Source organism: Stenotrophomonas sp. PS02297 (assembly GCF_029959705.1).
GTDB lineage: Bacteria > Pseudomonadota > Gammaproteobacteria > Xanthomonadales > Xanthomonadaceae > Stenotrophomonas > Stenotrophomonas nitritireducens.
The window spans coordinates 1-26,945 of record NZ_JASCOS010000009.1 but is presented as its reverse complement, the minus strand read 5'-3'; the positions used below and the strand labels follow the sequence as shown (position 1 = coordinate 26,945).

Here is a 26,945-nt window from a genome sequence, read left to right as displayed (position 1 = left end):
TTAAAGTCAGCTATCGGAATCGCGCAGGCTCGGGCCTTGCCCGGAGCCGCCGCCATCGCCACCGCGCAGCGTGTGGGCGGCAGTGGTGGTGGCCTGGGTGAGTCGTTGGCGGCGTTGCAGGCGCTTTGCCCAGCCGGGTTGTTCCTGCTTCTGTGCGGTGGCCGTGGTGCCAGCGGCATCACCCGTGGCGGCTGGCCCAGTAGTGCCACCGCCTGAGCCACCATCTGCGCCAGAGCCTTGCCAGCCTGCTTTGAATGGCGCAGCGGCCTTGGCTGCCGCCGTTTTGATGCCAGCACCGGCGCGCTGGCCTGCCGCCTGTGCACCGCCCTTGGCGACATCACCCAGCCCTGCCATCGCTCCCTTGGCTCCGCCGCCCGCAGCGGCGGAACCAGCTTGGAATGCCGACTTCGCGCTGCCAGCCGCCGAGGTCGCGGCCCGCGCGCCAGCCCCGGCGAGTTTGGCGGCAGCCGGTGCCATGCGCGCTCCGGCCATGACCGCACCGCCCACGCCGGTGGCAGTGGCCCCCACGGCCACCGCCGCGCCTGCGGCACCAATCGCAGCACCGGCCATCGCCCCGGCACCCAACTGTGGTGCGCCGGAGACCAGCCCGGTGGCAATGCCAGGGCCGAAGATTCCCAACGCCAGCAGCGTGAGCGAGGCCAGCATGATGACCACCGCATGGTCGATGGACGGCTCGGACGGATGCACCTGGAACTCGGCGAACAGGCCTGAGCCGATACCGACGATGACGGCCAGCACCAGCACCTTGATGCCTGAAGACACGACGTTACCCAGCACTTTCTCGGCGAGAAAGCTGGTCTTGTTCCACAGTGCAAACGGCACCAGCACGAAGCCCGCGAGCGTGGTCAGCTTGAACTCGATCAGCGTGATGAAAAGCTGGATCGCCAGCACGAAGAAGCACAGGATCACCACCGCCCAGGCCAGGAACATGACGACGATGGGCGTCATGTTCACGAATACCTCGGGGAAGCCCGCCATGTCGCTGATCTGCTCAAGGATGGGGGCCGCCGAGTCGATGCCGGTTTTGGCCAGGCGTCCTGGTTGCAGGAACTCGCCCATGCTCATCGTCGAGCCGCTGGCCGTCAGGCCCAGGCCCGCGAACGAGCGGAAGACGATGCTGGCCAGCCAGTTGAAGTTGTTGATGATGTAGGCGAAGGCACCGACGTAGAGCACCTTGCGCAGCAGCTTGGCGATCACGTCATCGCCCTGGCCGGTGGCATGGCTCATCGCCCAGTAGAGCCCGGCGATGGTCATGTCGATGACGATCAGCGTGGCGGTGAGGAACGCGACTTCTCCCTGCAGCAGCCCAAAGCCCGAGTCGATGTAGCGCGAGAAAGTATCGAGAAAGCGGTCGATCACCGTCACGTCGTTCATGGCACGTCCTCCGGCGATGCGGGTGGCGCGTCGCCTTCGTGTACGTCGTCGGCGGGCGTATCGAAGCTCGGCGGAATCGGCGGCAAGTCGGCCAGCGCCCGGTACTCGTCTGGCCCGGTCTGGCCGGCGAAGAAGCGCTGCCGGAAGGCTTCGGCGGTGGCGCGGCAGGCGCCTTCGCCTGCGGCTTGCAGGTCGGTTGCGCATCGGGCACGCAGCGCCTTGAGCCGCACGGGATCGGCGGCCAAGGTGGCGGCCAGGTCTTCGGTCGGCTGCTGGCTGCAAGCGACCAGCAGCACGGGCAGCAGGAAGAAAACGCATCGCATGGCCGTCTCCCGTCAGTTGCCGTAGAAATCCACACGCTGCGGCGTGTACGGCGTGCCATCGCCCAGGAATCGGCGCGTTACTTCCCGGCCGCGCTCGACAGCCGCCGCTTGGCGTGCCAGTTCCAGTGCGGCGGCGCGTTCCTGCGTGATCTGGAGCTGCTGCGCCTGGATCGACTGCTTGGCCTGCAGGGCCAGAAGCTGGTTGGTCGCCTGCATGGCTTGCAGCGCGCCGGTGGCGGACTGGCTCTGGCTGACCAGATCGGACAGAGCGCTCTCGTCTTGCGCCAGGTTCTGCGACACCTGCGCCTGCATCCGCATCGCGGTGTGCAGGCCGTTCAAGGTGTTCGTCCAGCGTTCCTTCGCATCGCGCAGCATCTGGTCGCCGCTGACGGTTGCGGCATACTGCTCCGGGTACAGCCGGGCGAACGTGGCATCCATGCTCTGCACGTCGTAGGCTAGGCCGCGCGCCTCGGCGATCAGGCGCTCGGTCGTGGCGAGCGTCGAGCGCAGGCGATTGACGATGTTGAAGTCCAGATTCGCGAGGTTGCGCGCCTGGTTCATCAGCATCTGCGCTTCGTTCTGAAGCTGGTTGATCTGGTTGTTGATCTGCTCCAGCGTGCGCACGGCGGTCAGCGTGTTCTGTACGAAGTTCGACGGGTCGAACACCGTCAGCGCGGATGCGGGCTGCACGGCCAGCAGCGACACCGACAGCACGGCGGCGAGCGAGGCAGACAGCAAACGGGGTTTGGTCTTCATGGTGAAACCTCCGGTCGTTGAGACGCGAGGAAGGAAGCCGCTGGCGGTGAGGACGGCAGCAGGTCAGCAGCCCAATCGAGGCCGCGATGGCGCAGCCACGCACCGGCGAAGCCGGGAGCGCCGGCTTGTGTCAGCACGCGGTCGATGTCGCGTTGGTCTTGGGGAGTGGATGCGCCCGCGAAAGCGAGCGCGGCCTGCCCCAGGTCGAGGTCGAACACGCGATTGCCGAGCCGCGATTGGTAGTAGTAGTCACGTTTGGGCTGGGCGTTCGCGACGATCTCGATCTGTCGGCTGTTGAGGCCGAAGCCCTCGTAGATCGGACGCATCTGCGGCTCGGTGGCCTGCGGGTTCGGTAGAAAAATCCGACTGGCGCAGCTTTCGATGACGGCTGGCGCGATGGACGACTCTTTGATGTCCGCGAGGGATTGCGTATCGAAGACGACGGAGACCTGCTTTTTCCGCAAGGTTTTCAGCCACTGCCGCAGCCGTGCGGCGAACACCGGGTCATCCAGGAAAGTCCATGCTTCACTGAGGAAAAGCATGGTCGGAGCACCATCGAATCGCTCTTCCAGACGCGCGAACAAGTAATTCAGCACGGCCAGAACAGCGGCCTTGCTGTGCATCAGCTCCTCCATCTCGAAGCACTGCACGTCCGCCATGCCCAGCCGGTCGTGGTCGGCGTCCAGCAGCTTGCCGTGGGCGCCGCCGAGCACGTAGGGCGAAAGTGCCTGGCGCAGCGCGTTCGATTGCAGCAAGACGGAAAGCCCCGTCATCGTGCGCTGCGCCACGGGCGCACCGGCCAGGCTTTCCAGCGCCGACCAGATCGCCGCCTTCTCGTCGGGGCCGACTGCCACGCCTTCGCGTATCAACCGACCTTCGACCCAATCGGCGGCCCAGGTGCGGTAGCCCTCGTCGTCGATCCGCGCCAGCGGTTGGAAGGCAATGTCGCCATCCGCGCCCAAGTCGTAGTGCTCGCCGCCCAGGCCCAGGGTGGCAGCACGAATGGATCGGCCCACGTCGAAGGCGAAGATGCGCGAGCCGGGATAGCGGCGGAACTGCATCGCCATCATGGCGACCAGGACCGATTTGCCCATGCCGGTCGGGCCGACGATCATCGTGTGTCCCACGTCGCCGATGTGCGTGACCAGCCGGAACGGCGTCGCGCCATCGGTGCGCGTCACGATCAGCGGCGGGCCGTCGAGGTGGTCGTTCTTCTCCGGCCCGGCCCATACCGCCGAGAGCGGCATCATGTGCGCCAGGTTCAGCGTCGAGACGATGGGCTGTCGCACGTTCGCATAGGCGTTGCCCGGGATCGAGGACAGCCACGCATCCACGGCGTTGAGCGTTTCGGGGATCGTCACGAAACCACGGCCCTGAATGACGCGCTCCACCATGCGCAGCTTCTCGTCGGCCACGGCCGGGGCGGCGTCGAGCACCGTCACCGTGGCGGTGAGATAGCCGAAGGCGACTTGATCGCTGCCCAGCTCCTGCAAAGCCGCATCAGCATCGGCGGCCTTGTTGCTGGCGTCCGTATCGACCAGCGGGCTTTCCTGCTGGAAGATCGTTTCGCGCAATAGCGCGACGACGTTCTTGCGTTTGGCGAACCACTGGCGGCGCAGGCGGCCGAGTTCCTTTTCCGCCTCGGCTTTGTCCATGCACAGGAAGCGCGTACTCCAGCGGTAGCCGAAGCCAAGGCGATTGAGGTCGTCCAGCAGACCCGGCCAGGTGGACGTCGGGAACCCGCGCACCGACACCACGCGCAGGTGCTGGACGCCCAGTGCGGGCGCCAGACCGCCGACCAGCGCGGAATCGGCCAGCAGCGCGTCGAGGTGGAACGGCACTTCGGGCACGCCCACGCGGTAGCGGCGCGTCGAGACGGTGGCGTGCAGATAGGTCAGCGTCTCGGCATCATCGAGCCAGGCGATTTCCGGCATTACGCCGTCGAGCAGGTCGAATACGCGATCGGTTTCCGCCACGAACGCACTGAGGCGACCGCGCCAGTCCACGCCGTCGCCGGGTGCGTTCTCGTAGAGCATCTTCGCGGCGCGAGCGCGGGATTCCTCCGGCGGCAGGTATGCGAGCGTCAGGTGATAGCCGCTCTCGAAGTGATGGCCCGACTCCTCGAAGGCGGCGCGGCGCTCCTCGTCCACCAGCCATGACAGTGGTTCGGGAAACTCGGAGCGTGGATAGGTAGCCGCTGCGCAGCGCTCGGCCTCGATGAACAAGGCCCAGCCCGATCCCAGTCGGCGCAGCGCGTTGTTGAGCCGCGCCGATGCGGCGATCAGCTCGCCTTGCGTGGCGCTGTCCAAGTCGGGGCCGCGAAAGCGGGCCGTGCGTTGGAAACTGCCGTCCTTGTTTAAGACGACACCCGGCGCGATCAGCCCGGCCCAGGGTAGCCAGTCGGCGAGCAAGGCGGGCCGCTGGCGGTATTCGGCAAGATTCAGCATCGCGGCATCTCCCTCACGCGTCCAGCAGCGGCTTGTGCTTGATGTGCCGGGCGAAGACCTGCATGAACTGCGGATCCACGCGCGCGCCCCAGACGGCCAGCGAATGGCCGACGATCCAGAGCACCACGCCGGGAATCCACAGTTGCAGGCCCAGCCCGACGGCGGCGGCCAGCGTACCGTTGGCGATCGCCACGGTACGCGGCGCGCCGCCCATCAGGATCGGCTCGGTCAGCGAGCGATGCAGCGGCACTTCAAAGCCCGGAAGATCGTTGGCCGCACTCATACGACCGCCCCGCCGGAGAAGCTGAAGAACGACAGGAAGAACGACGACGCGGCAAACGCAATGGACAGGCCGAAGACGATCTGGATCAGCTTGCGGAAGCCGCCCGACGTGTCGCCAAAGGCGAGCGCCAGGCCGGTGGCTATGATGATGATGACCGCGACGATGCGCGCCACCGGCCCCTGAATCGACTCCAGAATGGATTGCAGCGGCCCTTCCCAGGGCATCGAGGAACCGGCGGCTTGGGCCGTGCCGGCCAGAAACAGCAGCAGCGCGGCCAGCAGCAGCCCTTGCCCCGCAGGACGGGTCAGACTGCGCAGCCGGGCGAGGCTGGACAGGCGGGGAAGCGGATTGACGGAAAAGCGGAAAGCGCGAACGTGCATCTGCGTCATGGCAGTTCTCCAGGTTGGTGAGGGGACGGGGAAGAAAGTGGCGGCAGCTCGGGAAACGGTGTTTCGAAGGCGTCCGCCAGGCGATAGCCCACTCCGTCGAAGCCGACGACGCGGGCGATGCTTCCGACGCGGCGCTTGCGGCCGCGCCCGGCGATGTGGATGACGACGTTGACCGCTTCGGCGATCAGCGCCCGCGGCGGGTTCACCGCGACTTCGAGGATCAGTTGCTCCAGCCGCAGCAGCGCGCCCAACGCGGAACCGGCATGGATGGTGGCAATGCCGCCGGGATGCCCCGTTCCCCACACTTTGATGAGGTCGAGGGCTTCGCCGCCGCGTACTTCGCCGACGATCACGCGGTCGGGGCGCAGCCGCATCGTGGCGCGCACCAGCTCGGTCATGGACACCACGCCGACGCGGGTGCGCAGCGGTACATGGTCGCGGGCCGCGCATTGCAGCTCGATGGTGTCTTCGAGCACCAGCACGCGGTCGCCGGTGGCGGCGATCTCGGCCAGCAAGGCATTGGCGAGCGTGGTTTTGCCGCTGCTGGTCGCGCCCGCGATCAGGATGTTCTGGCGCTCGTGCACGGCGCGGCGCAGGAAGTCCGCGTGTCCGGCGGTCAGGATGCCGTCGGCTACATAGTGATCCAGGCCGATGATGCTCACGGCCCGCTTGCGCAGCGCGAAGGCCGGGCCGGGCGCGGCCGGGGGCAAGATGCCCTCGAAGCGTTCTCCCGTCTCCGGCAGCTCGGCGGTCAAGAGCGGCTGGCCGCGATGCACCTCCGCACCGACATGGGCGGCGACCAGGCGGATGATCCGCTCGCCATCGGCCTCGGGCAGTTCGACGCCGACAGGCATCCGACCAGACGACAGGCGATCCACCCACAATGTCCGGTCGGGGTTGAGCATCACCTCCACCACGTCCGGGTCTTCAAGCGCGGCAGCGATCACTGGCCCCATCGCCGTGCGCAGCATCTGGATGCGGCGATCCTGGGACGCCGCTGCCGACGAATGCGGTTCGGGCGGGATCTGGGGGACGGCGCTCATGAGGAACGCTCCTGCGCTTCGGCCAGCGCCGCGGCGTCATCCATCCGCATCGGGTTGGGATGCAGTTCTTCCACCACGTCGCGCACCAGGCTGCGGCCACGCAGCAGGTGGCGGCCGAGCTGTTCGACGAACTGCTCAAAGCGCGCCTTACCCTGCGCGCGGGCAGCATCCTGATGGGCTTCGGGCACCGGCGTGCTGACAGTCAGGTAGTAGCGGACGAACAGCGCGAGCGTTTCGATCTGGATGTTCTGGTCACGCTCCAGGCGCTCGGCCTGCCGCGACAGGCGATCCAGCCGCTTGGCGATGGCGGCCTCACGCTGGTCGCCCGCGTCCGGCGACAGCCAGGACGCCAGCGCCGCCGCAACGATGGACGACTTCGACACGCCTTTCTTGGCGGCCAATTCTTCCAAGCGCTTTGCGTGCTCGTGCTGAATGAACAGGTTCAATCGGTATTGGCTCATAAGTCGATGCCGTCGTTGGGGTCGAGGGAAGCCAGCCGGGCCGTGCGCTGCATGGCCGGGTCGAACTGGCCGGGGAGAGAGGCCATGTAAGGCAGCGGCAGGTCGTCGTCGTCATCGAGCAGCCCCAGGTCGTTGCCTGCGATCAGTGGCTCGGGGCTGTATTCGGTGACTTCGGTCAGCTCCGGCTGGCGGCGCGGGCCGCCGTCATCGGGGCCGCCCAGGGCATCGGCGGATGCCGTGGCCGGCGCGGCGGGGACGGCGGGAATCGCCAAGGCGCTCCAGTCGTCGGGGCGAGCCGGCGGCGCGTCGGCGTACTGCCCGGCCGCGAGTACGGGCAGCGGCAACACGCGACGCTTGAAGTTGGTGTCGGCGTAGTAGCGCAGCTTCTTCGCCTTGATCGGCGGACTGCTTCCCACCATCACCACGGATTCATCGGGCGGAAGCTGCATCACCTCGCCCGGCGTCAGCAGCGGCCGCGCCGTTTCCTGCCGCGACACCATCAGGTGCCCGAGCCACGGCGCCAGGCGATGGCCGGCGTAGTTGCGCTGCGCGCGCAGTTCGGTGGCCGTACCGAGCGTTTCGGAAATGCGCTTGGCCGTGCGTTCGTCGTTGGTGGCAAACGTCACGCGCACATGGCAGTTGTCCAGGATCGAATGGTTCTGGCCGTAGGCTTTGTCGATCTGGTTCAGGCTTTGGGCGATGAGGAAGCTGCGGATGCCGTAGCCGGCCATGAAGGCCAGCGCCGTCTCGAAGAAGTCCAGGCGCCCCAGCGCCGGGAACTCATCGAGCATCAGCAGCAGCTTGTGGCGGCGCTCGATACCGTCGGAACCGTCGAGCGATTCGGTCAGTCGTCGCCCGATCTGGTTGAGGATCAGACGGATCAGTGGCTTGGTGCGGCTGATGTCCGAAGGCGGCACCACCAGGTACAGCGATACCGGATGTTCGGATGCGATCAGGTCGGCGATGCGCCAGTCGCAGCGCGACGTGACTTCGGCCACCGTGGGATCGCGGTACAGGCCGAGGAACGACATGGCGGTAGAGAGCACGCCCGATCGCTCGTTGTCCGACTTGTTGAGCACTTCACGCGCGGCGGACGCGACAACTGGGTGCGGTGCATCGCCCAGGTGCCTGGTCGTCATCATCCGATGCAGCGTCAGCTCGAAGGGACAAGCCGGGTCGCTGAGGAAGTTCGCCACGCCGCGCAGCGTCTTGTCCTCGCCCGCGTAGAGCACATGCAGGATCGCGCCGACCAGTAGCGCGTGACTGGTCTTCTCCCAGTGGTTGCGCTTCTCCAGCGCGCCTTCGGGATCGACCAGGATGTCGGCTATGTTCTGCACGTCGCGCACTTCATGCGCGCCGCGCCGTACCTCCAGCAGCGGGTTGTAGGCCGCCGACTGCGCATCGGTCGGGTTGAACAGCAGGCAATGCGAGAAGCGCGAACGCCAACCGGCCGTGATCTGCCAGTTCTCGCCCTTGATGTCGTGGATGACGGTAGATGCCGGCCACGACAGCAACGTCGGCACCACCAGACCCACGCCCTTGCCCGAGCGGGTCGGCGCGAAGGTCAGGACGTGCTCCGGCCCTTCGTGGCGCAGGTAGTGGCCATCATGCTGGCCGAGAAACACTCCAGCGGGCTGTGTTAACCCGGCCTTGCGAATGTCGGCGGCATCGGCCCAGCGGGCAGACCCATAGGTCGTCACCTGGCGCGCCTGGCGCGAGCGCCACACCGACATGGCGATGGCGACCGCCACGGCAAAAAGGCCGCTGCCCACCGCGATCATGCCGCCGGTGTCGAAGACCTGCGGCGCGTAGGCGTCGAAGAAGAACCACCACTCGAACAGCTTCCACGGGTAGTAGATCGGCGTGCCGTACAAGTCGAACCAGGGCGAGCCAAGGCGTAGCTGATAGCCCAATGCAGCGGCTGTCCATTGCGTGGCACCCCACACACCGGCGATCACGATGCCGAAGACGGCGGCGATCTGCCCGAACAACACGCCCTGAGCCTGCATACCTTGGCCTCCGATTTCTCCTGCGCTGATTCCTCGTGGAAAACGCGGCACATCGGCGTGCCGCAGGCGTCAGGATCGGTGCCGATTCAGTGCCGGTCAAAGACCGTTATCGGCAGCAAGGTGATGCAAAAAGCATGGTTTCATGCAGGGAAGAGACCAGTCAAAACGCCGCAGGCGTGGGCGCGCTGCGGCGTGTCGAGAAAGAAAATCAGGATGTGCAGCAAGCCGCTAACGGTCAGAACTTCGGCGGCGTTTCAGGTGGCGTGTAAGGCACCTTGCCGTCGCCGAAGAAGCGCTTGTTCGTCGCTTCGGCCACGCGGTTGCACAGCACGTCGCCCATCGTCGGGCGCTCGGTCTTGCACTGGCGGCGCAGTTCCTTCAAGCGTTCGGGGTCGGAGGCCAGTTCTTCCACGGTCGGCATATTGGCTCCCTGCTTCGGTGGCTCGGACGGGCGGCAGGCAGACAGCACAGCCAACATCAGAACAGGCGCGATCAGCTTCACGATCATGGCTCGAATTCCTCTTGGGGGTCAGGTTCAACAGGTGGTGTGGATCTGTGGCCTTCTGGTGATTCGATGGCCTGCACCCGCTCGATGAAACGCGCCAGCACGTCGGAGGATTCACCTTCGCGGTACAGCACGTAAGTGGTCAGCATGGGGGAGCGCCCCGCCAGCGGACGGGCGACCACACCGGGTTCGCGGCTGCCCGTGATGTGTGGCGCTCCGGCCAGACCCAAGGCAAAGCCCGCCGCGACCAGTGCCATCATCAGGTCGAACGACGCCACACGCTCGGCAATCAATGGCTCCATGTCCGCACGTCGCAGCACGCGATCCACCTGACGGGCATAGCCCTCGCAAACCTGCGGATCGCACAGCACCAGGGGATGGCGCAGCACCTCTTCCAGCGGAATGCGCTTGTGCCTGAGCAGCGGGTGACGGGCAGGAACTGCCACCATCAATGGATCGCTCCATACCGCTACTGTTGCGATGCCTTCGCCTACCTCGTCGGACTGCGCAAAGCCGACGTCGTACAGATCGTCATTCATCCCTTTGATCTGCTGCGACAGCGGCACCTCGAACAGACGGATCTCGACTTCTGGCTCCTCCTGCCGACAAAGGGCCAGCAAGCTCGGTAGACGCGACGGGGTGATGCCATCGGACAGGGCGATGCGCAATTGGCCGTGGAAGCCGTTGGCCGCCGCCTTGACGCTGTCGCGGGCCTGCTGCAGGGCGGTGAAGACGCGTGGCACATGTTCATGGAACAACTTGCCCGCACGGGTCAGGCGCGTGCTCCGGCTGGTACGAACGAACAGTTGTTCGCCCAGCTCTTCTTCCAGTTCCTTGATGGTGCGTGACAGTGGCGATTGCTCGATATGCAGCCGCTCGGCGGCTCGGGCGAAGTGGAGTTCTTCGGCAACCGCAAGAAAGCAGCGAAGGTGTCGAAGTTCCATTTCTTCCTCCATGGTGCATCACGTGAGTCGCTGCAGCGTTGGTGACGGCCGTGCCCGCATGATCAGGACTCGTAACGATAGAATCCTTCGCCGGTCTCCACGCCGAGCTTGCCGTGGTCGATGTAGCGTTCCTTGAGGAGACGGGCGAACGCCTGCTGCTTTGGCCCGCCGGCCAAGGAAATGTGGTACGCGGTGCCCAAGCCGACGATGTCGTATATCTCGAACGGTCCTCTCGGCGAACCCGTGGCGATCTTCCAGGTCCTGTCGATGGCCTCATGCTCGGCGATGCCATCGACCAGGAGTTCGGAAGCCGCGGACATCAGCGGTACCAGCAGCGAATTGAGCACGTAGCCGGCTTTTTCCTTATGGATTTCGACCGGCACCATGCCGATGTCGTTGGCAAAGCGAACCAATGTCGAGAACACTTCGGGGTCGGTTCCGGCGTGCCCCATGACTTCAGCCACGTTGTGCAGCCAGATCTCGTTGGCGAAATGCAGTGCAATGAATCGCTCCGGGCGGCCGGTCGCGTCGGCCATCGCGCTGGGCAGCAGGGTCGAGGAATTGGTGGCGAAGATCGCCTTCGCCGGTGCCAGGCGCCCCAGTTCGGCATATACCCTGCGCTTGAGCTCCAGCTGTTCCGGAATGGCTTCGATGACCAGATCGGCGTCCTTGACGGCCGCGGCCAGATCAGTGGTCCAGCGGATGCGTCCCGCCGCTGCCGCCAGCGCCTGCGGATCGGCGCCGTCGATGTCTTGCAGGTAGCGCCGCTGCAGCCAGTCGATGGCCTTGCCGGCCTTGTCCAGGGCGGCCTGGTCGGGAACATAGGCGCTGACGTCGAAACCCTTGAAGGCGGTCTGGAAGGCGATCTGCGCGCCGAGGACGCCGGCGCCGACCAGGGTGACATGCCGAATGCTCATGGGACTACCTCTACGATGGACAGGGAGCGCTGCTCCGGTGGTGGGAACGATTTGCCATGCATGGCCATGTCTTCGCGCAGGATGCGGAGAAGTTCGAGGACGGATTGCGCGGTGCCCTGCACGCTGTGGTCGGCGTCGATCACCCTTTCGGACAGGGCGCCCGGCAGGTGCGCGCTGCGATACGGCACCAGGCCGTCGTCGGATGCGGCCAGGCTGACGGCGGGGTCGCGGCGGGCGATGATCGAGTGGTAGGACACGCGGGCGGAGATCGGCAGGTCGGCGGCCGCTCGCATGAAGGCATCGTCCTCGCGCAGGTTGTCGATGCTGTTGGGCAGCAGCGAGAGGCGTTCCAGTGCCTGTTCGCGCGGGACGCCCTGGGCCATTTCGGACAGGCTTTCCAGCACCGTCAGTGGCATGCGCACCATTCGCGAGGCGAGCCGGGCCAACCGGTCCGCGGCAACGGGGGTGCCCCGGTGCGGGGCGGCGATGAAGACGGCCCGCCCGACGTTGTCCATCGGCTCGAAGCGCAGGGCCGCGTCCACGCGCGGGCGCAGTCGTTCGATTCGCTCCGAGTCCAATCCGCTTTGCTCGACCGCCCAGTTCCACAGCTTCTGGTCGGCCGAGGACACCATCAGCCGCGCGATGACCCCGCCCATGCTGTGCCCGACCAGGACCATGTTCTGGGAGGCGGCGGCCGTTCCCTGCGGATCCAGGTGGGCCAGCGTGTTGCTCACCGACTCGCGCAGCCACGCGTGGTTGAGGACGATCGGCATGTTGGTGGGGTAGTAGGCCAGCCAGATCTGGAAGTGCTCCCGCACATCGTGGTCGGCCTGCAGTTCGTTGGCCACGTCCACCCAGGCCTCCGGGCTGCTCGCCAGGCCGTGCAGCAGCAGGACGATGCGACGGTTCGGATCCCATGGTTGCAGCAGGTACAGGTGCGGTCGCTCGATGCCCTCGCCGCGACCGAACAGGGTGCGCAAGGACTGCCGATTGAAGCCGGATCGAGCAAGCCACAGGCCGTAGCCGGCGGTGAAGTTGGCGGCCAGGGGAACCCGTTGGCCCTGCAAGGCGATGCTGTCCTGCAGGTAAGGGTCATGGGCGCTGACGAGTACCGTCCGGGTGCCGAGCACGCCGTCCAGGTCATCGCCCTGGAAGCGAAACAGTGCGGTGACACCGGGGGACGGCATTTCGCTCCAGCCGCGCGCTGCGGCCCCGTCGCCGTCGAGGGAGGGCGCAGGTCGCCCGGCTTTGTCGAGCAGGCGAACGGCGGGTTCGACCGAGGCGACCAGTTCGGCGCCGAAGCCGTCGCGGCGCCACGTGTTGCGCAGACCGGTGAAGGCCAACTGCCTGGCGGGCAGGAGTTCGTGCGGCAGTCGTGTGCCCTCGGGAAGACGGATGCCGCTAAGGTCCAGATGCAGATTCCAGCCGGCGTAGGCGATTGGCTGATCGTTGCGCGGGACGTCCTGCGCCGCATGGATGCGCCCCTGCTCGTCCAGCACGTCGAACAGCAGGGTCGAGGCCTGCTGGACCGCGTGGTTGTACCAGTCGCGTGCCTGAGTCTGGCGATCCTCGAATGCGCGTTCACTGGGATCGCGCCGGGTGAAGAACAGATAGGCGTAGGCGTGGCGGGCGCTTTCCATCCAGGCCTGCATGCGCGCTTCGGCGTGCGCAGCGTCCGATGGCGTCTGCATGGCCGCTTGCAGCCAAAGCTCGGACAGCGCCGACAGGCGCTGCTCGTCGGACAGCGTGGTCTGCTGCGCCGCCGCGTCGATGCAGCCCAGCGAAGGTTGGCTGCAGCACGCATCGAGCCCCGCCACGCGCAGCGTCTGCACGGTTGCGGCACTGAGCCTGCCGGTGGTGAGGATGTCGCCGCGCTGCATCGCAATGTACTCGCCCGCGCTCATCGGGTCGAATCTGACCGCCGGCTGCAGTTCGCGGTACACGGCGCAACCGTTGAACAGCGGCAGCACCACGGTCGCCAGCAGCACGAGGCGGAGGGAGCGTGCATGCCGGGTCATCGGGAAGGCTCCGTGCCTGGAACGCCATGCCGGATGGCTTTCGGGAAATCCTCCGCGGTACCCGCGAAAGCCTGCGCGCGCGCCACAATGTGGCCGCGCGCGTGCAGCGTCCGAAAGTCGTACCCCGGCACCAGGCCCTGGTGATCGTGGGCATAGCGGGCGAAATGCCCCGACAGCAACAGCCGGTAGTCCGGCGGCAACGACGGCGACAGGCGCTTGGCTAGCCCGAACACGATGGTCGTGCAGTTGCTGGTCAGGGTGTTGTAAAAGCGCGGCCGGCGGCGAATGTCGTCGGCCTGCTCGAGATAGCCAAGGAAGGCGCTGCGCAGCGCTTCCGGCGCCAGGTCGAGCCGATACAGGTAGACGTCCTCGCCGCGCACATTGGTCCGCACCCGGACGATGTCGTTCTCGTCGGCGGCGATCAGCACGGCCTCGAACTTGCGGAACAGGCCGCCCAGGGCGGAGAAGGACTCGCCGCGTTCCTTGCGGATCTCCAGCGAGAACACGAGTTGGCGCCCGTCGTCGAAACCGAACGACACCAGGGTGTGCGCGACGTGCGGCCCCATCCAGTACGACAGGATCAGATCGGCGGAGACCAGCCGGTCGAGATCGTAGCTGCGGGTTTCCCAGCGTGCGGTGTAGTCGCCTTCGTCGCGCCAGTCGAAGTTGCGGACATCGTGCAGCACCACCTGCGAGCCGGATATCTCTGCCCGCAGCAGGCGATCGACGTCATCGGCCCAGTCGCGCTCGTGCGATGGCGCCAGCGTCTGCCACCAGCCCAGCAGGAGCGCGGTGGCCAGGACCAGCAACGGGATGGCGAGCGGTGCGCGTGCGCGAAGACGCAGGCCCAGCGATACGCCACAGGCGACACACCACAGCGCGGCCAGCGAACCACGTACCGGCGGTGTCCCCGGACCCTGGAACCACAGCGCCAACGCGCCCCAGGCTGCCAGCAGCGGCACCACCAGCGCGAGGCAGATCGCCCGGAGTCGCCGGAAACGGTTGCCGACTCGATGGCTCACGGGCATGGCGGCGCCACTCACCCGGCCACTTGAAGTGCATGGCCGGCGGCGATCCACTCCTCGTTGGTCGGCTCCACCGCGACCCGCACGGGGCTGTCGGAAGTGGAGATCAACGCTGCGTCGGCGGCGTTGGCTTGGTCGTCGAGTTGCACGCCGAGGAAGCCCAGCGCGCGGCAGACGCGCTCGCGTACAAAAGCGTTGTGCTCGCCGACGCCAGCGGTGAACACCAGCAGGTCGAGCCCGCCGAGCACGGCGGTGAGCGCACCGATCTCGCGCACGATGCGGCGCACGTACAGCGCGAGTGCGATGCGGGCACGCTCGCCGCGTTCGCCATCGTCGCCTTCGTGCTGCACGATCACGCGCGGCTCGGCCGAGATTCCCGACACGCCGAGCAGGCCGGAGCGGTGGTAGAGGATGCGGCCGACCTCTTCCAGCGACAGCTTCTCGATCTCCATCAGATACAGCACCGCGCCCGGGTCCAGCACGCCGGTACGGGTGCCCATCATCAACCCGTCCAGCGCCGAGAAGCCCATGGTGGTGGCCACGCTCCGCAGATCCTGCATCGCGCACAGGCTCGCGCCGCTGCCCAGGTGAGCAACGATGGTGCGTCCATGCGCGACGGCACCGTGGCGCTCGCCCAGGACCGCGGCCATGTAGGCGTAGGACAGGCCGTGGAAGCCATAGCGCCGCAGTCCGCGCTGCCACGCATCCCAGGGCAGCGGCAGCATCTGCTCGACCACTGGCAGGGTGTGGTGGAAGCCGGTGTCGAAGCAGGCGACCTGGGCGATGTCCGGGCGCTCGCGCAGCAGGATCTCGATGGCCTCCAGCGCGAACGGCTGGTGCAGCGGCGCCAGCGGGATGTAGCCCTTGAGGTCGGCCAGCACCTGGGCATCGACGCGCACCGGGTCGAAGTACTTGCTACCGCCGTGGACCACGCGGTGCGCGATCGCGGCCACGCCGCGCCCGTCGAGCCGGGCCAGGACGCGCTGCCGGATCAGCGCCAGCGCGTCGCGGTAGGGGTGGTCCGGGCCCAGTTCGATCGGGAACGGCGCCACGTCGGTCTCGCCGAAATCCGGCGCCGGCCCGCCGATGCCCTGCACCTTGCCGTTCCACAGCGGCCTGCGCGGCAGCGGCACGGCGCCGGCATCGAACACGGCGAACTTGATGCTCGACGAGCCGCAGTTGAGCACCAGCAGGACGTCTCGGGTGGGTTCGGACATGGATATGCGGCCTGCGTTCAGGCGGCGGTGTAGCCGCCGTCGGCGACCAGCGCGCTGCCGGCCAGGAAGCTGGCGCCATCGGACAGCAGGAAGGCGACGGCATGGGCGATCTCCTCGGCGCGGCCGAGCCGGCCGATCGCGTGCTTGGCCACCAGCGCCTGCCGCGTGGCGCCGTCCAGGTTGGCCAGGATCGCCGTCTCCACGTAGCCGGGGTGGATCGAGTTGATGCGCACGCCCTGGCTGGCATAGGCCAGCGCGGCCGAGCGGGTCAGGCCGGTCACGCCGTGCTTGGCGGCCACGTAGGCCGGGGCGCCGGCGTCGCCGACCAGGCCGAGGATCGAGGACATGTTGACGATGGCGCCGCCGCCGGCGGCCAGGATCGCCGGGATCTGGTAGCGCAGGCCGTACTGCACGCCGCTGAGGTTGATGTCGATGACCCGGCGCCATTCCTCGGTGGTGAGTTCACCGGCCGGCTTGAACGGGGCACCGATGCCGGCATTGTTGAACGCCAGCTGCAGCGCGCCGAATTCGCGCACGGCCAGCGCCACCGCCGATTCGGCGTCCTCTGGGCGCGAGACGTCGCCGGCGTGGGCCACGGCGGTGCCGCCGTCGGCGACGATGGCCCCGGCCACGCGCCCGGCGGTGCCGGCGTCGATGTCCGAGACCACCACACGCAGGCCGTTGGCGGCCAGCAGCCTGGCGGTGGCCTCGCCGATGCCCGAGCCGGCGCCGCTGACCAGCACCACGTCACCCTGGAATGTGTATTTCATGTCATCTCCTTCGTTTGATGGAACCGTCGTCGGCATCGGGGGCCGTTGTTCAGGGCGGGATCTGCCGGTAGCGGTGCGCCAGCAGCAGGGCGATCGCGCAGGAGGCCAGGCGCGTTTCGCGGCTGTCGGCACGGCTGGTCAGGATGATCGGCACTTTGGCACCGAGCACGACGCCGGCGCTCTCCGCGTTGCCCAGGTAGATGAGTTGCTTGGCGAGCATGTTGCCGCTCTCCAGGTCGGGCACCACCAGCACGTCGGCCTGCCCGGCCACCGGCGAGGCGATGCCCTTGGTACGCGCGGCGGCGATCGACACCGCGTTGTCGAAAGCCAGCGGCCCGTCGAGCACGCCGCCGGTGATCTGGCCCCGGTCGGCCATCTTGCACAGCGCGGCGGCGTCCAGCGTGGCCGGCATCGCCGGGTTGACGGTCTCGACCGCCGCCAGGATGGCGACCTTGGGCTCGGCCACGCCGATGACCTGCGCCAGTTCGATGGCATTGCGGACGATGTCGGCTTTCTGCAGCAGGTCCGGGGCCAGGTTGATGGCCGCATCGGTGACGATGAAGGGGCGCGGATACTGCGGCGTCTGCAATACGAAACAATGGCTGACCCGGCGCTTGGTACGCAGCCCGGTGGTGGAGGACACCACTGCCGACATCAGTTCGTCGGTATGCAGGCTGCCTTTCATCAGGGCCTCGACCTGTCCCTCGCGGGCCAGTTCGACCGCGCGCGCGGCGGCGGCGTGGCTGTGCGGCACGTCCTCGATGGCCAGGCCGGCCAGCTCCAGGCCGGCCTGGCTGGCGACCGCTTCCAGTTTCGGGCGCGGGGCGACCAGGATGGGCTCGATCAATCCCTCCGTCCTCGCCTCCAGGGCCGCCGACAGGCTCAAGGCATCGCAGGGATGCACCACTGCGACCCGAATCGCCGACTTGCCCGCGACGTGGGCGAGCAGGTGCAGCAGGCCTTCGTTGCCGGCGGCCTGGCCGGTTGTCGCGGTCATGGGCGGGTTCCTTTCTTGCCGGTGGCCTTCTTGCCGGGACGCCCAGGCGAACCGGAGGGGCCGGGACGGGTGGCGGGCTCGCCAGCGGTCCCCGATGGGACTGCAGCGCCTGCCTTGGTGCCGCGCTTTCGCGTCTGCGCAGTCCCGGGACGCGGCGCGTGCTTTGCCGCGGAAGCCGCTTTGGCGGTGGCGGCCTTGCCGACCTTCGCAGGCACGCTGGGCGCATGGGCAGGTGTCACCGGCACCGAGGCGGCCGGCGCGGCCGCAGCGGTCGCCGCTTGCGCGGCGTGTGCGAACAGGTCGAGCACGCGTCGCAGGCTGGCCTGCTCCTGGGCAGACAGGCTGCCGGCCAGTTCCACCAGACCGGCGATGATGTCGCTGGCGCGGTGGATGATGTCGGGTGGCGTGCCGGCCAGCAGGCGCGGGATCGCCGCCAGTGCGGCCTCGCCGTCGCGCCAGACCAGCAGGCCCTGCCGGCGCACCAGTTCGCGGAACCGCGCCAGGTCCGGCACGCCCAGGTCGGGGCGGTCAAGGCGCGGCTGCAGCAGTTCCCAGGCATGGCGGAAATGGCGTCCGTCGGCCTCGCCGCGGGTCTTGAGCACGAAGAACAGGCCGCGGATCACCGCCTCGGCCAGCCCGCCCCGGTCCAGGTCGGCCTCCAGCCGTGCCAGCTCGCCGGCCAGGAAGGCGCGGTGCTCGGGCGAATCGCCCGGATGCGTCCTGGGCGGCTGCGGCTGGTACAGGGTCTGCCCGGCCAGCGCCTGCAACAGGGGCGAGCCGAAGATCAGCTCGAACAGGCGTCCCTGCAAGGCGTCGCGATGGTCCCGGAACTGATCCAGCGCCTGCACGATCGTCTCGGACAGGCGCTCCTGCGCCAGCAGGAAGGGGTTGTCCGCGGCGGCCGGCGCACGCTCCTTGCGGATCTGTGCGGCGGCGGCGGCGACCGGCGCGGCCAGTGGGTGCTGGTCCGACCACCACTCGAAGCCGACCCGCAGCGGCTGCAGCGCCTGCAGCCAGCGCGCCGACCAGGGCGTGGAGATCGCCCGGATCCAGGGTTGCAGCGTGTTGCGGTACAGCGCCAGGTGGATCTCCGACAGGCGCGCGGCAGCGGCGAAGCGGCGGTCGGACTCGGGATCGGGTCGCACGATCCGGCCGACCTCCTCCAGGCTGCTGCCGCGGATGCGCATGAGGTACTCGGCGTCGTCGAGCTCGCCCGCCGGCACGCCGTCGGGATGGTCCTCGACCTCGGCGCGGTAAATCCCGGGCGGCAGCAGGTCGATGATGTCGATGTTGGCGGCGAACTCGCGGTGTTCCTTGCGACCGACGCTGGCCGAGACGAAGATCCCCAGATGGCCGATGCTGTCGTGGGTGGCGTAGACGATGGTCTGGTCGTGGGCGACCAGGTCGTCCTTGTCGCGGTACAGGTCGGTGATCCAGCCCAGTGCCTGGCCCGGCGGGGTGATGTTGTCGCCGTAGGAGCAGAACACCACGATCGGCGAGCGTATGTTGCGCAGGTCCACGCGCACGCCGTCGGAGGTCAGCAGCTCGGCAGTGGCCAGCTTGTTGCCGATGAACAGGTTGTCGACGATGTACTGCATCTCCACGTCGTTGAGGAAGACGTAACCGCCCCAGTACTTCTCGAAGCCCAGGTAGCGGTCGGCCTCGGTGTCGATGTTGGCGTACAGGTGGTACTGCTTCTTCCACAGGGTGTTGGCCGGGTCCAGATGCTCGAAGTTCTGCACCAGCCAGGCGCCGTCGAAGCGGCCGGCGCCGATGTCGCTGGTCAGCGCGGTCAACCAGCTGCCGCCGGTCAGGCCGCCGCCGTAGCGCATCGGGTTGTCGCCGGCCCAGTAGGAGACCGGCGCGCCGGCCAGGATGATCGGCCCGAACAGCTCCGGCCAGACCGCCGCGGTCATCAGCACCTGCCAGCCGGCCTGACAGTTGCCGATGACCACGGGCTTGCCGTTGCCCGGATGCAGTTCACCGACCTTGCGCACGAACGCGGCCTCGGCGCGCATCACGTCCTCGACCGTCTGCCCTGGCACCGGGTCGGGCAGGAAGCCGACGAAGTAGCACGGATGACCGGCCTTCATCGCCGCGCCGATCTCGCTGTCGGGCTTGAAGCCACCGATGCCGGGACCGTGGCCGGCGCGCGGATCGACCACGACGAACGGGCGCTTGGCCGGGTCGACCGGGGTTCCGGCGCCGGGCACGATGCGCGCCAGCCCGTAGTTGACCGGGCGCGGCAAGTCCAGGCCGGAGAGCACCAGCTCGGCCTCGAAGTCGAGCACGTTGGGCACGCGCTCGCGCAGGTGCGCCTGGTACTGGTTGCCGCGCTGGCGGCGTACGTCGGCATACAGCAGGCCGCGCTGCCAGGCGTCGATGGCGTATTCGGCCGCGGCGGCACCCAGCCGCAGCGGGTCGGTCGGCCAGTCTGCGGGGATGTCCCCGGTCGTCTCGTGGGGGGCGCGATCGTCGCTCATGTCGTCGGGGCCTGCGTCGGGATCAGCGTTCGATGGCGATGGCCACGCCCTGGCCACCGCCGATGCACAGCGTGGCCAGGCCCTTGCGGGCATCGCGGCGGATCAGTTCGTGGACCAGGGTGACCAGGATGCGCGCACCGGACGCGCCGATCGGGTGGCCGAGCGCGATCGCGCCTCCGTTGACGTTGACCCTGGCCGTGTCCCAGCCCAGTTCCTGGTTCACCGCCAGCGCCTGCGCGGCGAAGGCTTCGTTGGCCTCGATCAGGTCGAGATCGCCGATGCGCCAGCCCGCCTTGCTCAGCGTCTTCTGCGTGGCCGGCACCGGGCCGATGCCCATGACCGCCGGGTCCACGCCGGCGCTGGCATAGCCGCGGATCCACGCCAGCACCGGCAGGCCCAGTGCCTTGGCCTTCTGCGCACTGGCCAGCAGCAGCACCGCGGCGCCGTCGTTGATCGTGGACGCGTTGCCGGCGGTCACCGTGCCGTCCTTCTTGAACGCAGGGCGCAGCTTGGCCAGCGCGTCGGCGGTGGTGCCGGCGCGCGGCTGCTCGTCGGTGTCGAACAGCACCGGATCGCCCTTGCGCTGCGGGATCGAAATCGGGGTGATCTCGTCGCCGAAGCGGCCGGCGGCGATGGCCTCGGCGGCCTTGCGCTGCGAGTCGGCGGCGAAGGCGTCCTGCTGCTCGCGGGTGATGCCGTAGCGCTCGGCCAGGTTCTCGGCGGTGATGCCCATGTGGTAGTCGTTGAACGCGTCCCACAGGCCGTCGCGGATCAGGCTGTCCTCCAGTTGCGCATGGCCCAGGCGCAGGCCGGTGCGTGCCTTGGGCAGCACGTAGGGGGCCAGGCTCATGCTCTCCTGGCCACCGGCCAGGACCAGGTCGGCGTCGCCCAGGGCGATCGCCTGCGCGGCCAGGTGCACCGCCTTCAGGCCCGAGCCGCAGACCTTGTTGAGGCTCAGCGCGGGAACCGCGTGCGGCAGGCCCGCCGCGATCGCGGCCTGGCGCGCCGGGTTCTGGCCGCTGCCGGCGGTGAGGATCTGGCCCAGGACGACCTCGTCGATCTCCGCGGGCGCGATGCCGGTCTTCTCGAGGATGCCGCGGATCAGCGCCGCGCCCAGGGCGTGGGCCGGCAGGCCGGACAGCGTGCCCTGGAAACTGCCGATGGCGGTGCGGGTGGCCGCCAGGATTGCAATGTCGTTGCTCATCTCATGTCCTTGTTCTTCGCTGGAGGGCGCCTGACCGCCGGCGCGACAGGCGCCGGGGGGGCGGGCGCGGCGTCAATACATGTGCTGGCCGCCGTTGATGGACAGGTTGCTGCCGGTGAGGAAGCCGGCGGCATCGCCGGCGACGAAGCCGATCAGCGCGGCGATCTCATCGGGACGGCCCAGGCGCCCGACCGGGATGCCGGCGATGATCTGGTTGCGCACGTCCTCGGGCACGGCCATCACCATCTGCGTGGCCAGGTAGCCTGGCGAGATGGTGTTGACGGTGATGCCCTTGCGCGCCACCTCCTGCGCCAGCGCCTTGGTGAAGCCGTGGATGCCGGCCTTGGCCGCCGAGTAGTTGGTCTGGCCGAACTGGCCCTTGGAGCCGTTGATCGAGGAGATGTTGACGATGCGGCCCCAGCCGCGTTCGAGCATGCCGTCGATGAACAGCCGGGTGACGTTGTACATCGAGTCCAGGTTGACCCGGAGCACCGCGTCCCAGTTCTCCTTGCTCAGCTTGCGGAAGGTCGCGTCACGGGTAATGCCGGCGTTGTTGACCAGGATGTCCACCACATGCCCGTCGGCGGCGATGCGCTCGGCCATGGCCTGGGTCGAAGCCCAGTCGGCCACGTCCACGTCGTAGCACTGGAAGGTGTAACCGGCATCGGCCTCTTTGCGCAGCCACAAGTTGGCGGCTTCGTCGCTGCGGGCGTGGGTGACCAGCACCGTATGTCCGGCATCGTGCAGATGGCGGGCGATGGCCTCGCCCAGCCCTCCCATGCCGCCAGTGACCAGCGCAGTATGTGTTGTGCTGCCCATTCCGATCAGTCTCCCTTGGGCGCCTTGCGCTGGGTGGCCTCGGTCGTCTGCGACCACAAGGCATTCCACTGCTTGAAGACGTCGGCGAAGGGCGACGCGGAATTGTCGCTGCCGAGCGCGCTGCTCACGGCCTTGTGCCAGCTCTCGATGGCCTGCTGCAGTCCCGACGTGAAGGCCGCCTGGTTCTTGATCGCGACCTGTTGGAACGTCTGCACGTGCGCGACGCGGCCCTGGAACTGACGCCAGAAGGCTTCAGGCGGCAACGACGCCAGTGCCTGCCAGTTGGCCGAACGCAGCACGCCTTCGATCTCGGCCGAGGTTTCCGCGATACCCTGCGAACTGGCCTCCTTCACCGAATCCAGCCATTGGTGGCTGCTTTCCTGCAGCAAGCGAGTCAGGCGCAACTGCAGTTCGGCGTTGGCCTTGAGGAGGTTCAGGGGAAGCGTTTCGGTGGTCATGGGTAGTGCCTCACTGAGTGGAAGTCCCGAGTCAGGGACGGATTCAGGCCATCTGGCTGATGGTCCTGCGGAAACGGGTGAGCGCGAGCGCGAACAGGGCCGAGCCGATCAGCGCCAGGGCCAGGAAGGGCTTCCAGACCACGCCGATGCCGGCACCGCGATAGAGGATGGCCTGGGCCAGTTCCACGAAATGCGTGGTGGGCGCGGCCAGCATGATGTCCTGCACCAGCTGCGGCATGCTCTCGCGCGGGGTCATCGAGCCCGACAGCAGTTGCAGCGGGACCAGCACCAGCACCATCAACATGCCGAACTGCGGCATGTTGCGCGCCAGAGTGGCCAGGAAGATGCCCAGCGAGGTGGTCGCGAACAGGCACAGCGCCGCGCCGACCACGAACAGCGCCAGCGAACCTTCGATCGGCACGCCCAGCAGACCCCGCACCACCAGATTGAGCGAGACGAAGGCGGTCACCAGCACCACCAGCCCCATCGACCAGACCTTGGAGAGCATGATCTCGGCCGGGGTGACCGGCATCACCAGCAGGTGTTCGATGGTGCCGTGCTCGCGCTCGCGGATCAGCGCCGCGCCGGTGAGGATGATCGAGAGCATGGTGACGTTGTTGATGATCCGCATCAGCCCGCCGAACCAGGTCTTGTCCAGCGACGGATTGAAGCGCGCGCGCAGCGCCAGTTCGACCGGCATCGCGGTGCTGCCGCGCTGGCGCCGCACGAACTCGTTGACCTCCAGGTTGATGATCTGCTGCACGTAGCTGTTGCCGGTGAAGGCCTGGCTCATGCGGGTGGCGTCGATGTTGAGCTGCAGCGCGGGTTGCCGGCCGGCCAGCACGTCGCGCTGGAAATTGGGCGGGATGTCGAGCACGAAGGTGTAGGCGCCGGAGTCCATGCCCGGGTCGACCTCGCCCAGCGAGATCATCGCCGGCGGCGAGAACTGCGGGGGATAGAACGCCGAGGCGATGCGTTGCGACAGCGCCGAGCGGTCCTCGTCGACGATGGCGATCGGCGCGTTGTGCAGGCTCTCGGGCATGGCCGTGGCGGCGGTGTGGATCGACACGGTGAACACATAGGCGATCAGCACCAGCAGGATCGGGTCGCGCGCCAGGCTCCACAGCTCTTTGATGCCCAGGCGATAGACGTTGGCCAGGTGGGGGAGTTTCACGTCAGCGCTCCTGTTTGCGGGTCAGGGCGATGGCCAGCCCCAGCACCACCGGCACGGCCAGCAGCAGCGGCCACAGCGCGCCGCCCAGGTCGCGCAGGTGCAGCGCCTTGCTGAACACACCGCGGCTGATCGCGATCATGTGGCTGGCCGGATAGGTTTCGCCCACCACCCGGCCGACGCCTTCGAGCGAGGAGATCGGGTCGACCAGGCCGGCGAACTGGGTCACCGGGATGACCGTGCCCACCACCACCAGGAACATCGAGGCGATCTGGCTGCGGGTGACCGTGGAGGCCAGCAGCCCGAAACCGGTGGATACCGTGGTGAAGATCAGCGCCGCCAGCGTCAGCGCCAGGAAGCTGCCGGTGATCGGCACGCCGAACACGGTGACCGCCAGCAGCGCCATGGCCAGGAAATTGAGCATCGCCAGGGCCACGTAGGGCAGTTGCTTGCCCAGCAGGAACTCGCTGCGGGTGACCGGGGTGACGTAGAGGTTGGTGATCGAGCCGCTCTCCTTCTCGCGCACCACCGCCAGCGCCGTGAGCATGGCGGGCAGGATCAGCAGCAGCAGCGGCACCACCGCCGGCACCATCGCCGGCAGGCTGCGCACGTCGGGGTTGTAGCGGTAGCGCGATTCGATGGCGATCGGGCTGGCCAGCTGCATGCCGAAGCGTTCGCGCGCCTGCTCGGCCAGCCAATGCAGGTGGATGCCCTGCAGGTAACCCTGGATGGTCTCGGCGCGGGTGGGCATGGCGCCGTCGAACCAGGCGCCGACCTGGACGCTGTTGCCGCGCAGCACGTCGCGCGCGAAGCCCGGCGGGATCTCGATGGCCAGCGCCAGCTCGCCGCTGCGCATGCGCCGGTCCAGCTCCTCGTAGTCGGCCAGCGGCGCCCGTTCGATGAAATAGCGCGAGCCTTCCAGGCTCATCGCATAGCTGCGGCTGAGGCTGGTCTGGTCATGGTCGAGCACCGCGTAGCGCAGATCCTCCACGTCCAGGCTGATGCCATAGCCGACCACGAACATCAGCAGCAGCGAACCGACCAGCGCCAGCGTGGCGCGCACCGGATCGCGCTGCAGCTCCAGCGCTTCGCGCCAGACGTAGCTGATCATGCGCTGCAGGCTGAAAGGCTTGCGACGGGCGTCGCGATGGCCATCGGCGCGGGGCTGCGCGGGCGCCGGGTCGTCGCCGGTCTGCCCGGACGTGCCGCCGCCGGCCTCGACCAGATAACCGATGAAGGCCTCTTCCAGGGTCTGCGCACCGCGCTTGGCCACCAGCGCGGCCGGGGCATCGCTGTCGAGCACCTTGCCCGCATGCATCATCGACATGCGGTCGCAGCGCTCGGCCTCGTTCATGAAGTGGGTGGAGATGAAGATCGTCACCCGGTCGCGGCGCGACAGCTCCACCAGCAGGCGCCAGAACGCATCGCGCGCGACCGGGTCCACGCCCGAGGTCGGCTCGTCGAGGATCAGCAGCTCCGGCTTGTGCACCATCGCCACCGCCAGCGACAGGCGCTGGCGCACGCCCATCGGCAGGCTGGCGGGCAGGCTGTGCACGACCGCCTCCAGGCCGAAGCGTTCGACCATCTCCTGCACCCGCGCCGGGATGCCGTCCTCGGACACCTTGAACAGGCGTGCGTGCAGCACCAGGTTCTGCTGCACGGTCAGTTCGGAGTACAGCGAGAACGCCTGCGACATGTAGCCCACCCGGCGGCGGGTGTCGATGTCGTGCGGGTCGACCTCGTTGCCGAACAGCCAGGCGCGGCCCTCGCTGGCCGGCAGCAGGCCGGTCAGCATCTTCATCGTGGTCGACTTGCCGCAGCCGTTGGAGCCGAGGAAGCCGAAGATCTCGCCGCGGCGGATGCGGAAGGACACATGATCGACCGCCACGAAGTCGCCGAAGCGCATGGTCAGGTCCTGGGCCTCGATGGCGATGTCGCCGTCATCGCCGCTCAATGGCGGGATCACGACCGGTTGGTGGTCGCGGGTCTTTTCTTCCGGCAACAGGGCGATGAAGGCCTCTTCCAGCGAAGCCGAGCCGGTCCGCGCCAGCAGTTCAGCCGGCGTGCCGGTAGCCAGCACCTTGCCGTCGTCCATCGCCACCAGCCAGTCGAAGCGCTGCGCCTCGTCCATGTAGGCGGTGGCCACGACCACGCTCATCTCCGGGCTCTGCCGCCTGATCCGCGCGATCAGGTCCCAGAACTGCGCCCGTGCCAACGGGTCGACGCCAGTGGTCGGCTCGTCGAGCAGCAGCAGGTCGGGGTCGTGGATCAGCGCGCAGCACAGCCCGAGCTTCTGCTTCATGCCGCCCGAGAGCTTGCCGGCAGGGCGCGAAAGGAACGGATACAGGCCCGTGGCCTGGGTCAGCTCGTCGATGCGGCGGCGGCGCTCGGCCGCGCCGTGGCCGAACAGGCGGGCGAAGAACTGCAGGTTTTCCTCGACCGACAGCGTCGGATACAGGTTGCGGCCCAGACCCTGCGGCATGTAGGCGATGCGCGGGCAGACCGCGTTGCGGTGGCCGCGCCGGGCCATGTCGCCGCCCAGCACCTCGACGCGGCCGGCCTGGATCCGGCGGGCGCCGGACACCAGCGCCAGCAGGCTGGACTTGCCGACCCCGTCCGGGCCGATCAGGCCGACCATGCGGCCGGCGGGAATGTCCAGATCGACGCCATCCAGCGCGGACACCTTGCCGTAGTCCAGGCGCACGCCCTGCAGGTGGACGACGGTGGGCGCGATCGGCTTGGTCATGTCCGCTCACTCCGCCGGCACATTGGCAACCAGATCGGCGGGCCAGGCCTGGTCGCTGTCGAGCCGGATCCAGGCCACCCCGGGCACTCCGGTCTTGACCTGCTCCAGATGCCGACGCAGAAGATCCTCGGAAATCTGCGCACGCACGCGGAACATCAGCTTCTGGCGCTCGTTGGCGGTCTCCACCGTCTTGGGCGTGAACTGGGCCTGGCTGGCGACGAAGGAGATCGTGGCCGGGATCACGTACTGCGGCGCGGCGTCGAGCACGATCCGCACCTCGCTGCCGATGGCGATGCGACCGGCGCTGGTCTCGGGCACGAAGAAGGTCATGTAGACGTCGGACAGGTCGAGCAGGTTGAGCACGCGCCCGCCGGCGCCGAGCACTTCGCCCGGCTGCGCCACGCGCACCTGCACCCGGCCGGCGCGCGGCGATTTGAGCGCGCTGTCGTCGATGTCGGCCTGGATCCGCGCCACCGCGGCCTCGGCCGCGCGGACCGTGGACTGCGCCCCGACCAGCTGCGCCTCGGCGGCGCGCACGGCCGCCTGGGCAGCGGCAGCCTGGGCC

At 68.0% G+C, this 26,945-nt stretch carries 23 protein-coding genes and 1 pseudogene; all 24 read right to left on the bottom strand.

What is annotated here, in order from left to right:
• Nucleotides 1-6 precede the first annotated feature (6 nt).
• Nucleotides 7-1,395, bottom strand: coding sequence for a P-type conjugative transfer protein TrbL (trbL, locus tag QMX80_RS03875; RefSeq protein WP_282275386.1), 1,389 nt, complete (start codon nt 1,393-1,395; stop codon nt 7-9).
• Nucleotides 1,392-1,718: a hypothetical protein gene (locus QMX80_RS03870; protein WP_033474856.1), complete on the bottom strand. Its 327-nt coding sequence runs from the start codon at nt 1,716-1,718 to the stop codon at nt 1,392-1,394. Before QMX80_RS03870 ends, trbL begins: the two co-directional genes overlap by 4 nt.
• 12 nt (nt 1,719-1,730) lie before the next feature.
• The gene (gene trbJ / locus QMX80_RS03865) at nt 1,731-2,474 is read right to left on the bottom strand and encodes a P-type conjugative transfer protein TrbJ (RefSeq protein WP_033474855.1); all 744 of its coding nucleotides are present in this window, start codon (nt 2,472-2,474) and stop codon (nt 1,731-1,733) included.
• A complete protein-coding gene (gene trbE / locus QMX80_RS03860; protein ID WP_033474853.1) occupies nt 2,471-4,921 on the bottom strand; it encodes a conjugal transfer protein TrbE in 2,451 nt (816 codons plus the stop codon). Before trbE ends, trbJ begins: the two co-directional genes overlap by 4 nt.
• A 13-nt stretch (nt 4,922-4,934) precedes the next feature.
• Nucleotides 4,935-5,204, bottom strand: a complete 270-nt coding sequence (locus QMX80_RS03855; protein ID WP_033474852.1) for a VirB3 family type IV secretion system protein — start codon at nt 5,202-5,204, stop codon at nt 4,935-4,937.
• Nucleotides 5,201-5,593 carry a TrbC/VirB2 family protein gene (locus tag QMX80_RS03850; protein WP_033474851.1) on the bottom strand — a complete coding sequence of 131 codons (393 nt, stop codon included), beginning with the start codon at nt 5,591-5,593 and terminating at the stop codon, nt 5,201-5,203. Before QMX80_RS03850 ends, QMX80_RS03855 begins: the two co-directional genes overlap by 4 nt.
• Nucleotides 5,590-6,636, bottom strand: coding sequence for a P-type conjugative transfer ATPase TrbB (gene trbB, locus QMX80_RS03845; protein ID WP_033474850.1), 1,047 nt, complete (start codon nt 6,634-6,636; stop codon nt 5,590-5,592). The genes QMX80_RS03850 and trbB overlap by 4 nt, the downstream gene beginning before the upstream one ends.
• The gene (locus QMX80_RS03840; RefSeq protein WP_033474849.1) at nt 6,633-7,097 is read right to left on the bottom strand and encodes a CopG family transcriptional regulator; all 465 of its coding nucleotides are present in this window, start codon (nt 7,095-7,097) and stop codon (nt 6,633-6,635) included. Before QMX80_RS03840 ends, trbB begins: the two co-directional genes overlap by 4 nt.
• Nucleotides 7,094-9,106: a conjugal transfer protein TraG gene (locus tag QMX80_RS03835; RefSeq protein ID WP_033474848.1), complete on the bottom strand. Its 2,013-nt coding sequence runs from the start codon at nt 9,104-9,106 to the stop codon at nt 7,094-7,096. The genes QMX80_RS03840 and QMX80_RS03835 overlap by 4 nt, the downstream gene beginning before the upstream one ends.
• 235 nt (nt 9,107-9,341) lie before the next feature.
• Nucleotides 9,342-9,614, bottom strand: a complete 273-nt coding sequence (locus QMX80_RS03830; RefSeq protein ID WP_033474847.1) for an EexN family lipoprotein — start codon at nt 9,612-9,614, stop codon at nt 9,342-9,344.
• Entirely contained in the window at nt 9,611-10,555 is a 945-nt protein-coding gene (locus tag QMX80_RS03825) for a LysR family transcriptional regulator (protein ID WP_033474846.1), read from the bottom strand. Before QMX80_RS03825 ends, QMX80_RS03830 begins: the two co-directional genes overlap by 4 nt.
• Before the next feature lie 62 nt (nt 10,556-10,617).
• Nucleotides 10,618-11,472 carry a 3-hydroxyacyl-CoA dehydrogenase gene (locus tag QMX80_RS03820; protein WP_053462375.1) on the bottom strand — a complete coding sequence of 285 codons (855 nt, stop codon included), beginning with the start codon at nt 11,470-11,472 and terminating at the stop codon, nt 10,618-10,620.
• Complete coding sequence (locus QMX80_RS03815) at nt 11,469-13,490, bottom strand: alpha/beta fold hydrolase (RefSeq protein ID WP_282275380.1); 2,022 nt, start codon at nt 13,488-13,490, stop codon at nt 11,469-11,471. Before QMX80_RS03815 ends, QMX80_RS03820 begins: the two co-directional genes overlap by 4 nt.
• Nucleotides 13,487-14,518, bottom strand: coding sequence for a DUF4105 domain-containing protein (locus QMX80_RS03810; protein ID WP_033474842.1), 1,032 nt, complete (start codon nt 14,516-14,518; stop codon nt 13,487-13,489). Before QMX80_RS03810 ends, QMX80_RS03815 begins: the two co-directional genes overlap by 4 nt.
• A gap of 11 nt (nt 14,519-14,529) precedes the next feature.
• Nucleotides 14,530-15,732, bottom strand: a complete 1,203-nt coding sequence (locus tag QMX80_RS03805) for an acetate/propionate family kinase (RefSeq protein ID WP_033474841.1) — start codon at nt 15,730-15,732, stop codon at nt 14,530-14,532.
• Nucleotides 15,733-15,749: 17 nt separating this feature from the next.
• Complete coding sequence (locus QMX80_RS03800; protein ID WP_033474840.1) at nt 15,750-16,502, bottom strand: SDR family NAD(P)-dependent oxidoreductase; 753 nt, start codon at nt 16,500-16,502, stop codon at nt 15,750-15,752.
• Nucleotides 16,503-16,551: 49 nt separating this feature from the next.
• Nucleotides 16,552-17,478: pseudogene (locus QMX80_RS03795) on the bottom strand (bifunctional enoyl-CoA hydratase/phosphate acetyltransferase); the annotation flags it as partial.
• Between the two features lie 17 nt (nt 17,479-17,495).
• A complete protein-coding gene (locus QMX80_RS03790) occupies nt 17,496-19,982 on the bottom strand; it encodes a DUF3141 domain-containing protein (RefSeq protein ID WP_080375623.1) in 2,487 nt (828 codons plus the stop codon).
• A 22-nt stretch (nt 19,983-20,004) separates the two neighbouring features.
• Nucleotides 20,005-21,186 carry an acetyl-CoA C-acetyltransferase gene (locus tag QMX80_RS03785; protein WP_282275374.1) on the bottom strand — a complete coding sequence of 394 codons (1,182 nt, stop codon included), beginning with the start codon at nt 21,184-21,186 and terminating at the stop codon, nt 20,005-20,007.
• 72 nt (nt 21,187-21,258) lie between these two features.
• On the bottom strand, nt 21,259-22,005 hold the full coding sequence (gene phbB / locus QMX80_RS03780) for an acetoacetyl-CoA reductase (protein ID WP_053462378.1): 747 nt from the start codon (nt 22,003-22,005) through the stop codon (nt 21,259-21,261).
• 5 nt (nt 22,006-22,010) lie between these two features.
• Nucleotides 22,011-22,463, bottom strand: a complete 453-nt coding sequence (locus QMX80_RS03775; RefSeq protein ID WP_033474837.1) for a hypothetical protein — start codon at nt 22,461-22,463, stop codon at nt 22,011-22,013.
• A gap of 43 nt (nt 22,464-22,506) precedes the next feature.
• Complete coding sequence (locus tag QMX80_RS03770) at nt 22,507-23,637, bottom strand: ABC transporter permease (protein WP_282275368.1); 1,131 nt, start codon at nt 23,635-23,637, stop codon at nt 22,507-22,509.
• Between the two features lies 1 nt (nt 23,638).
• On the bottom strand, nt 23,639-26,380 hold the full coding sequence (gene rbbA / locus QMX80_RS03765) for a ribosome-associated ATPase/putative transporter RbbA (protein ID WP_282275366.1): 2,742 nt from the start codon (nt 26,378-26,380) through the stop codon (nt 23,639-23,641).
• Between the two features lie 6 nt (nt 26,381-26,386).
• The coding region (locus tag QMX80_RS03760; RefSeq protein ID WP_282275364.1) for an HlyD family efflux transporter periplasmic adaptor subunit at nt 26,387-26,945 on the bottom strand (559 nt) is incomplete at its 5' end.

What these genes read in the sequence shown, in the direction of transcription:
- trbL (WP_282275386.1), bottom strand. Translation starts at nt 1,395, where the DNA reads ATGAACGACGTGACGGTGATCGACCGCTTTCTCGATACTTTCTCGCGC.
- QMX80_RS03870 (WP_033474856.1), bottom strand. Translation starts at nt 1,718, where the DNA reads ATGCGATGCGTTTTCTTCCTGCTGCCCGTGCTGCTGGTCGCTTGCAGC.
- trbJ (WP_033474855.1), bottom strand. Translation starts at nt 2,474, where the DNA reads ATGAAGACCAAACCCCGTTTGCTGTCTGCCTCGCTCGCCGCCGTGCTG.
- trbE (WP_033474853.1), bottom strand. Translation starts at nt 4,921, where the DNA reads ATGCTGAATCTTGCCGAATACCGCCAGCGGCCCGCCTTGCTCGCCGAC.
- QMX80_RS03855 (WP_033474852.1), bottom strand. Translation starts at nt 5,204, where the DNA reads ATGAGTGCGGCCAACGATCTTCCGGGCTTTGAAGTGCCGCTGCATCGC.
- QMX80_RS03850 (WP_033474851.1), bottom strand. Translation starts at nt 5,593, where the DNA reads ATGACGCAGATGCACGTTCGCGCTTTCCGCTTTTCCGTCAATCCGCTT.
- trbB (WP_033474850.1), bottom strand. Translation starts at nt 6,636, where the DNA reads ATGAGCGCCGTCCCCCAGATCCCGCCCGAACCGCATTCGTCGGCAGCG.
- QMX80_RS03840 (WP_033474849.1), bottom strand. Translation starts at nt 7,097, where the DNA reads ATGAGCCAATACCGATTGAACCTGTTCATTCAGCACGAGCACGCAAAG.
- QMX80_RS03835 (WP_033474848.1), bottom strand. Translation starts at nt 9,106, where the DNA reads ATGCAGGCTCAGGGCGTGTTGTTCGGGCAGATCGCCGCCGTCTTCGGC.
- QMX80_RS03830 (WP_033474847.1), bottom strand. Translation starts at nt 9,614, where the DNA reads ATGATCGTGAAGCTGATCGCGCCTGTTCTGATGTTGGCTGTGCTGTCT.
- QMX80_RS03825 (WP_033474846.1), bottom strand. Translation starts at nt 10,555, where the DNA reads ATGGAACTTCGACACCTTCGCTGCTTTCTTGCGGTTGCCGAAGAACTC.
- QMX80_RS03820 (WP_053462375.1), bottom strand. Translation starts at nt 11,472, where the DNA reads ATGAGCATTCGGCATGTCACCCTGGTCGGCGCCGGCGTCCTCGGCGCG.
- QMX80_RS03815 (WP_282275380.1), bottom strand. Translation starts at nt 13,490, where the DNA reads ATGACCCGGCATGCACGCTCCCTCCGCCTCGTGCTGCTGGCGACCGTG.
- QMX80_RS03810 (WP_033474842.1), bottom strand. Translation starts at nt 14,518, where the DNA reads ATGCCCGTGAGCCATCGAGTCGGCAACCGTTTCCGGCGACTCCGGGCG.
- QMX80_RS03805 (WP_033474841.1), bottom strand. Translation starts at nt 15,732, where the DNA reads ATGTCCGAACCCACCCGAGACGTCCTGCTGGTGCTCAACTGCGGCTCG.
- QMX80_RS03800 (WP_033474840.1), bottom strand. Translation starts at nt 16,502, where the DNA reads ATGAAATACACATTCCAGGGTGACGTGGTGCTGGTCAGCGGCGCCGGC.
- QMX80_RS03790 (WP_080375623.1), bottom strand. Translation starts at nt 19,982, where the DNA reads ATGAGCGACGATCGCGCCCCCCACGAGACGACCGGGGACATCCCCGCA.
- QMX80_RS03785 (WP_282275374.1), bottom strand. Translation starts at nt 21,186, where the DNA reads ATGAGCAACGACATTGCAATCCTGGCGGCCACCCGCACCGCCATCGGC.
- phbB (WP_053462378.1), bottom strand. Translation starts at nt 22,005, where the DNA reads ATGGGCAGCACAACACATACTGCGCTGGTCACTGGCGGCATGGGAGGG.
- QMX80_RS03775 (WP_033474837.1), bottom strand. Translation starts at nt 22,463, where the DNA reads ATGACCACCGAAACGCTTCCCCTGAACCTCCTCAAGGCCAACGCCGAA.
- rbbA (WP_282275366.1), bottom strand. Translation starts at nt 26,380, where the DNA reads ATGACCAAGCCGATCGCGCCCACCGTCGTCCACCTGCAGGGCGTGCGC.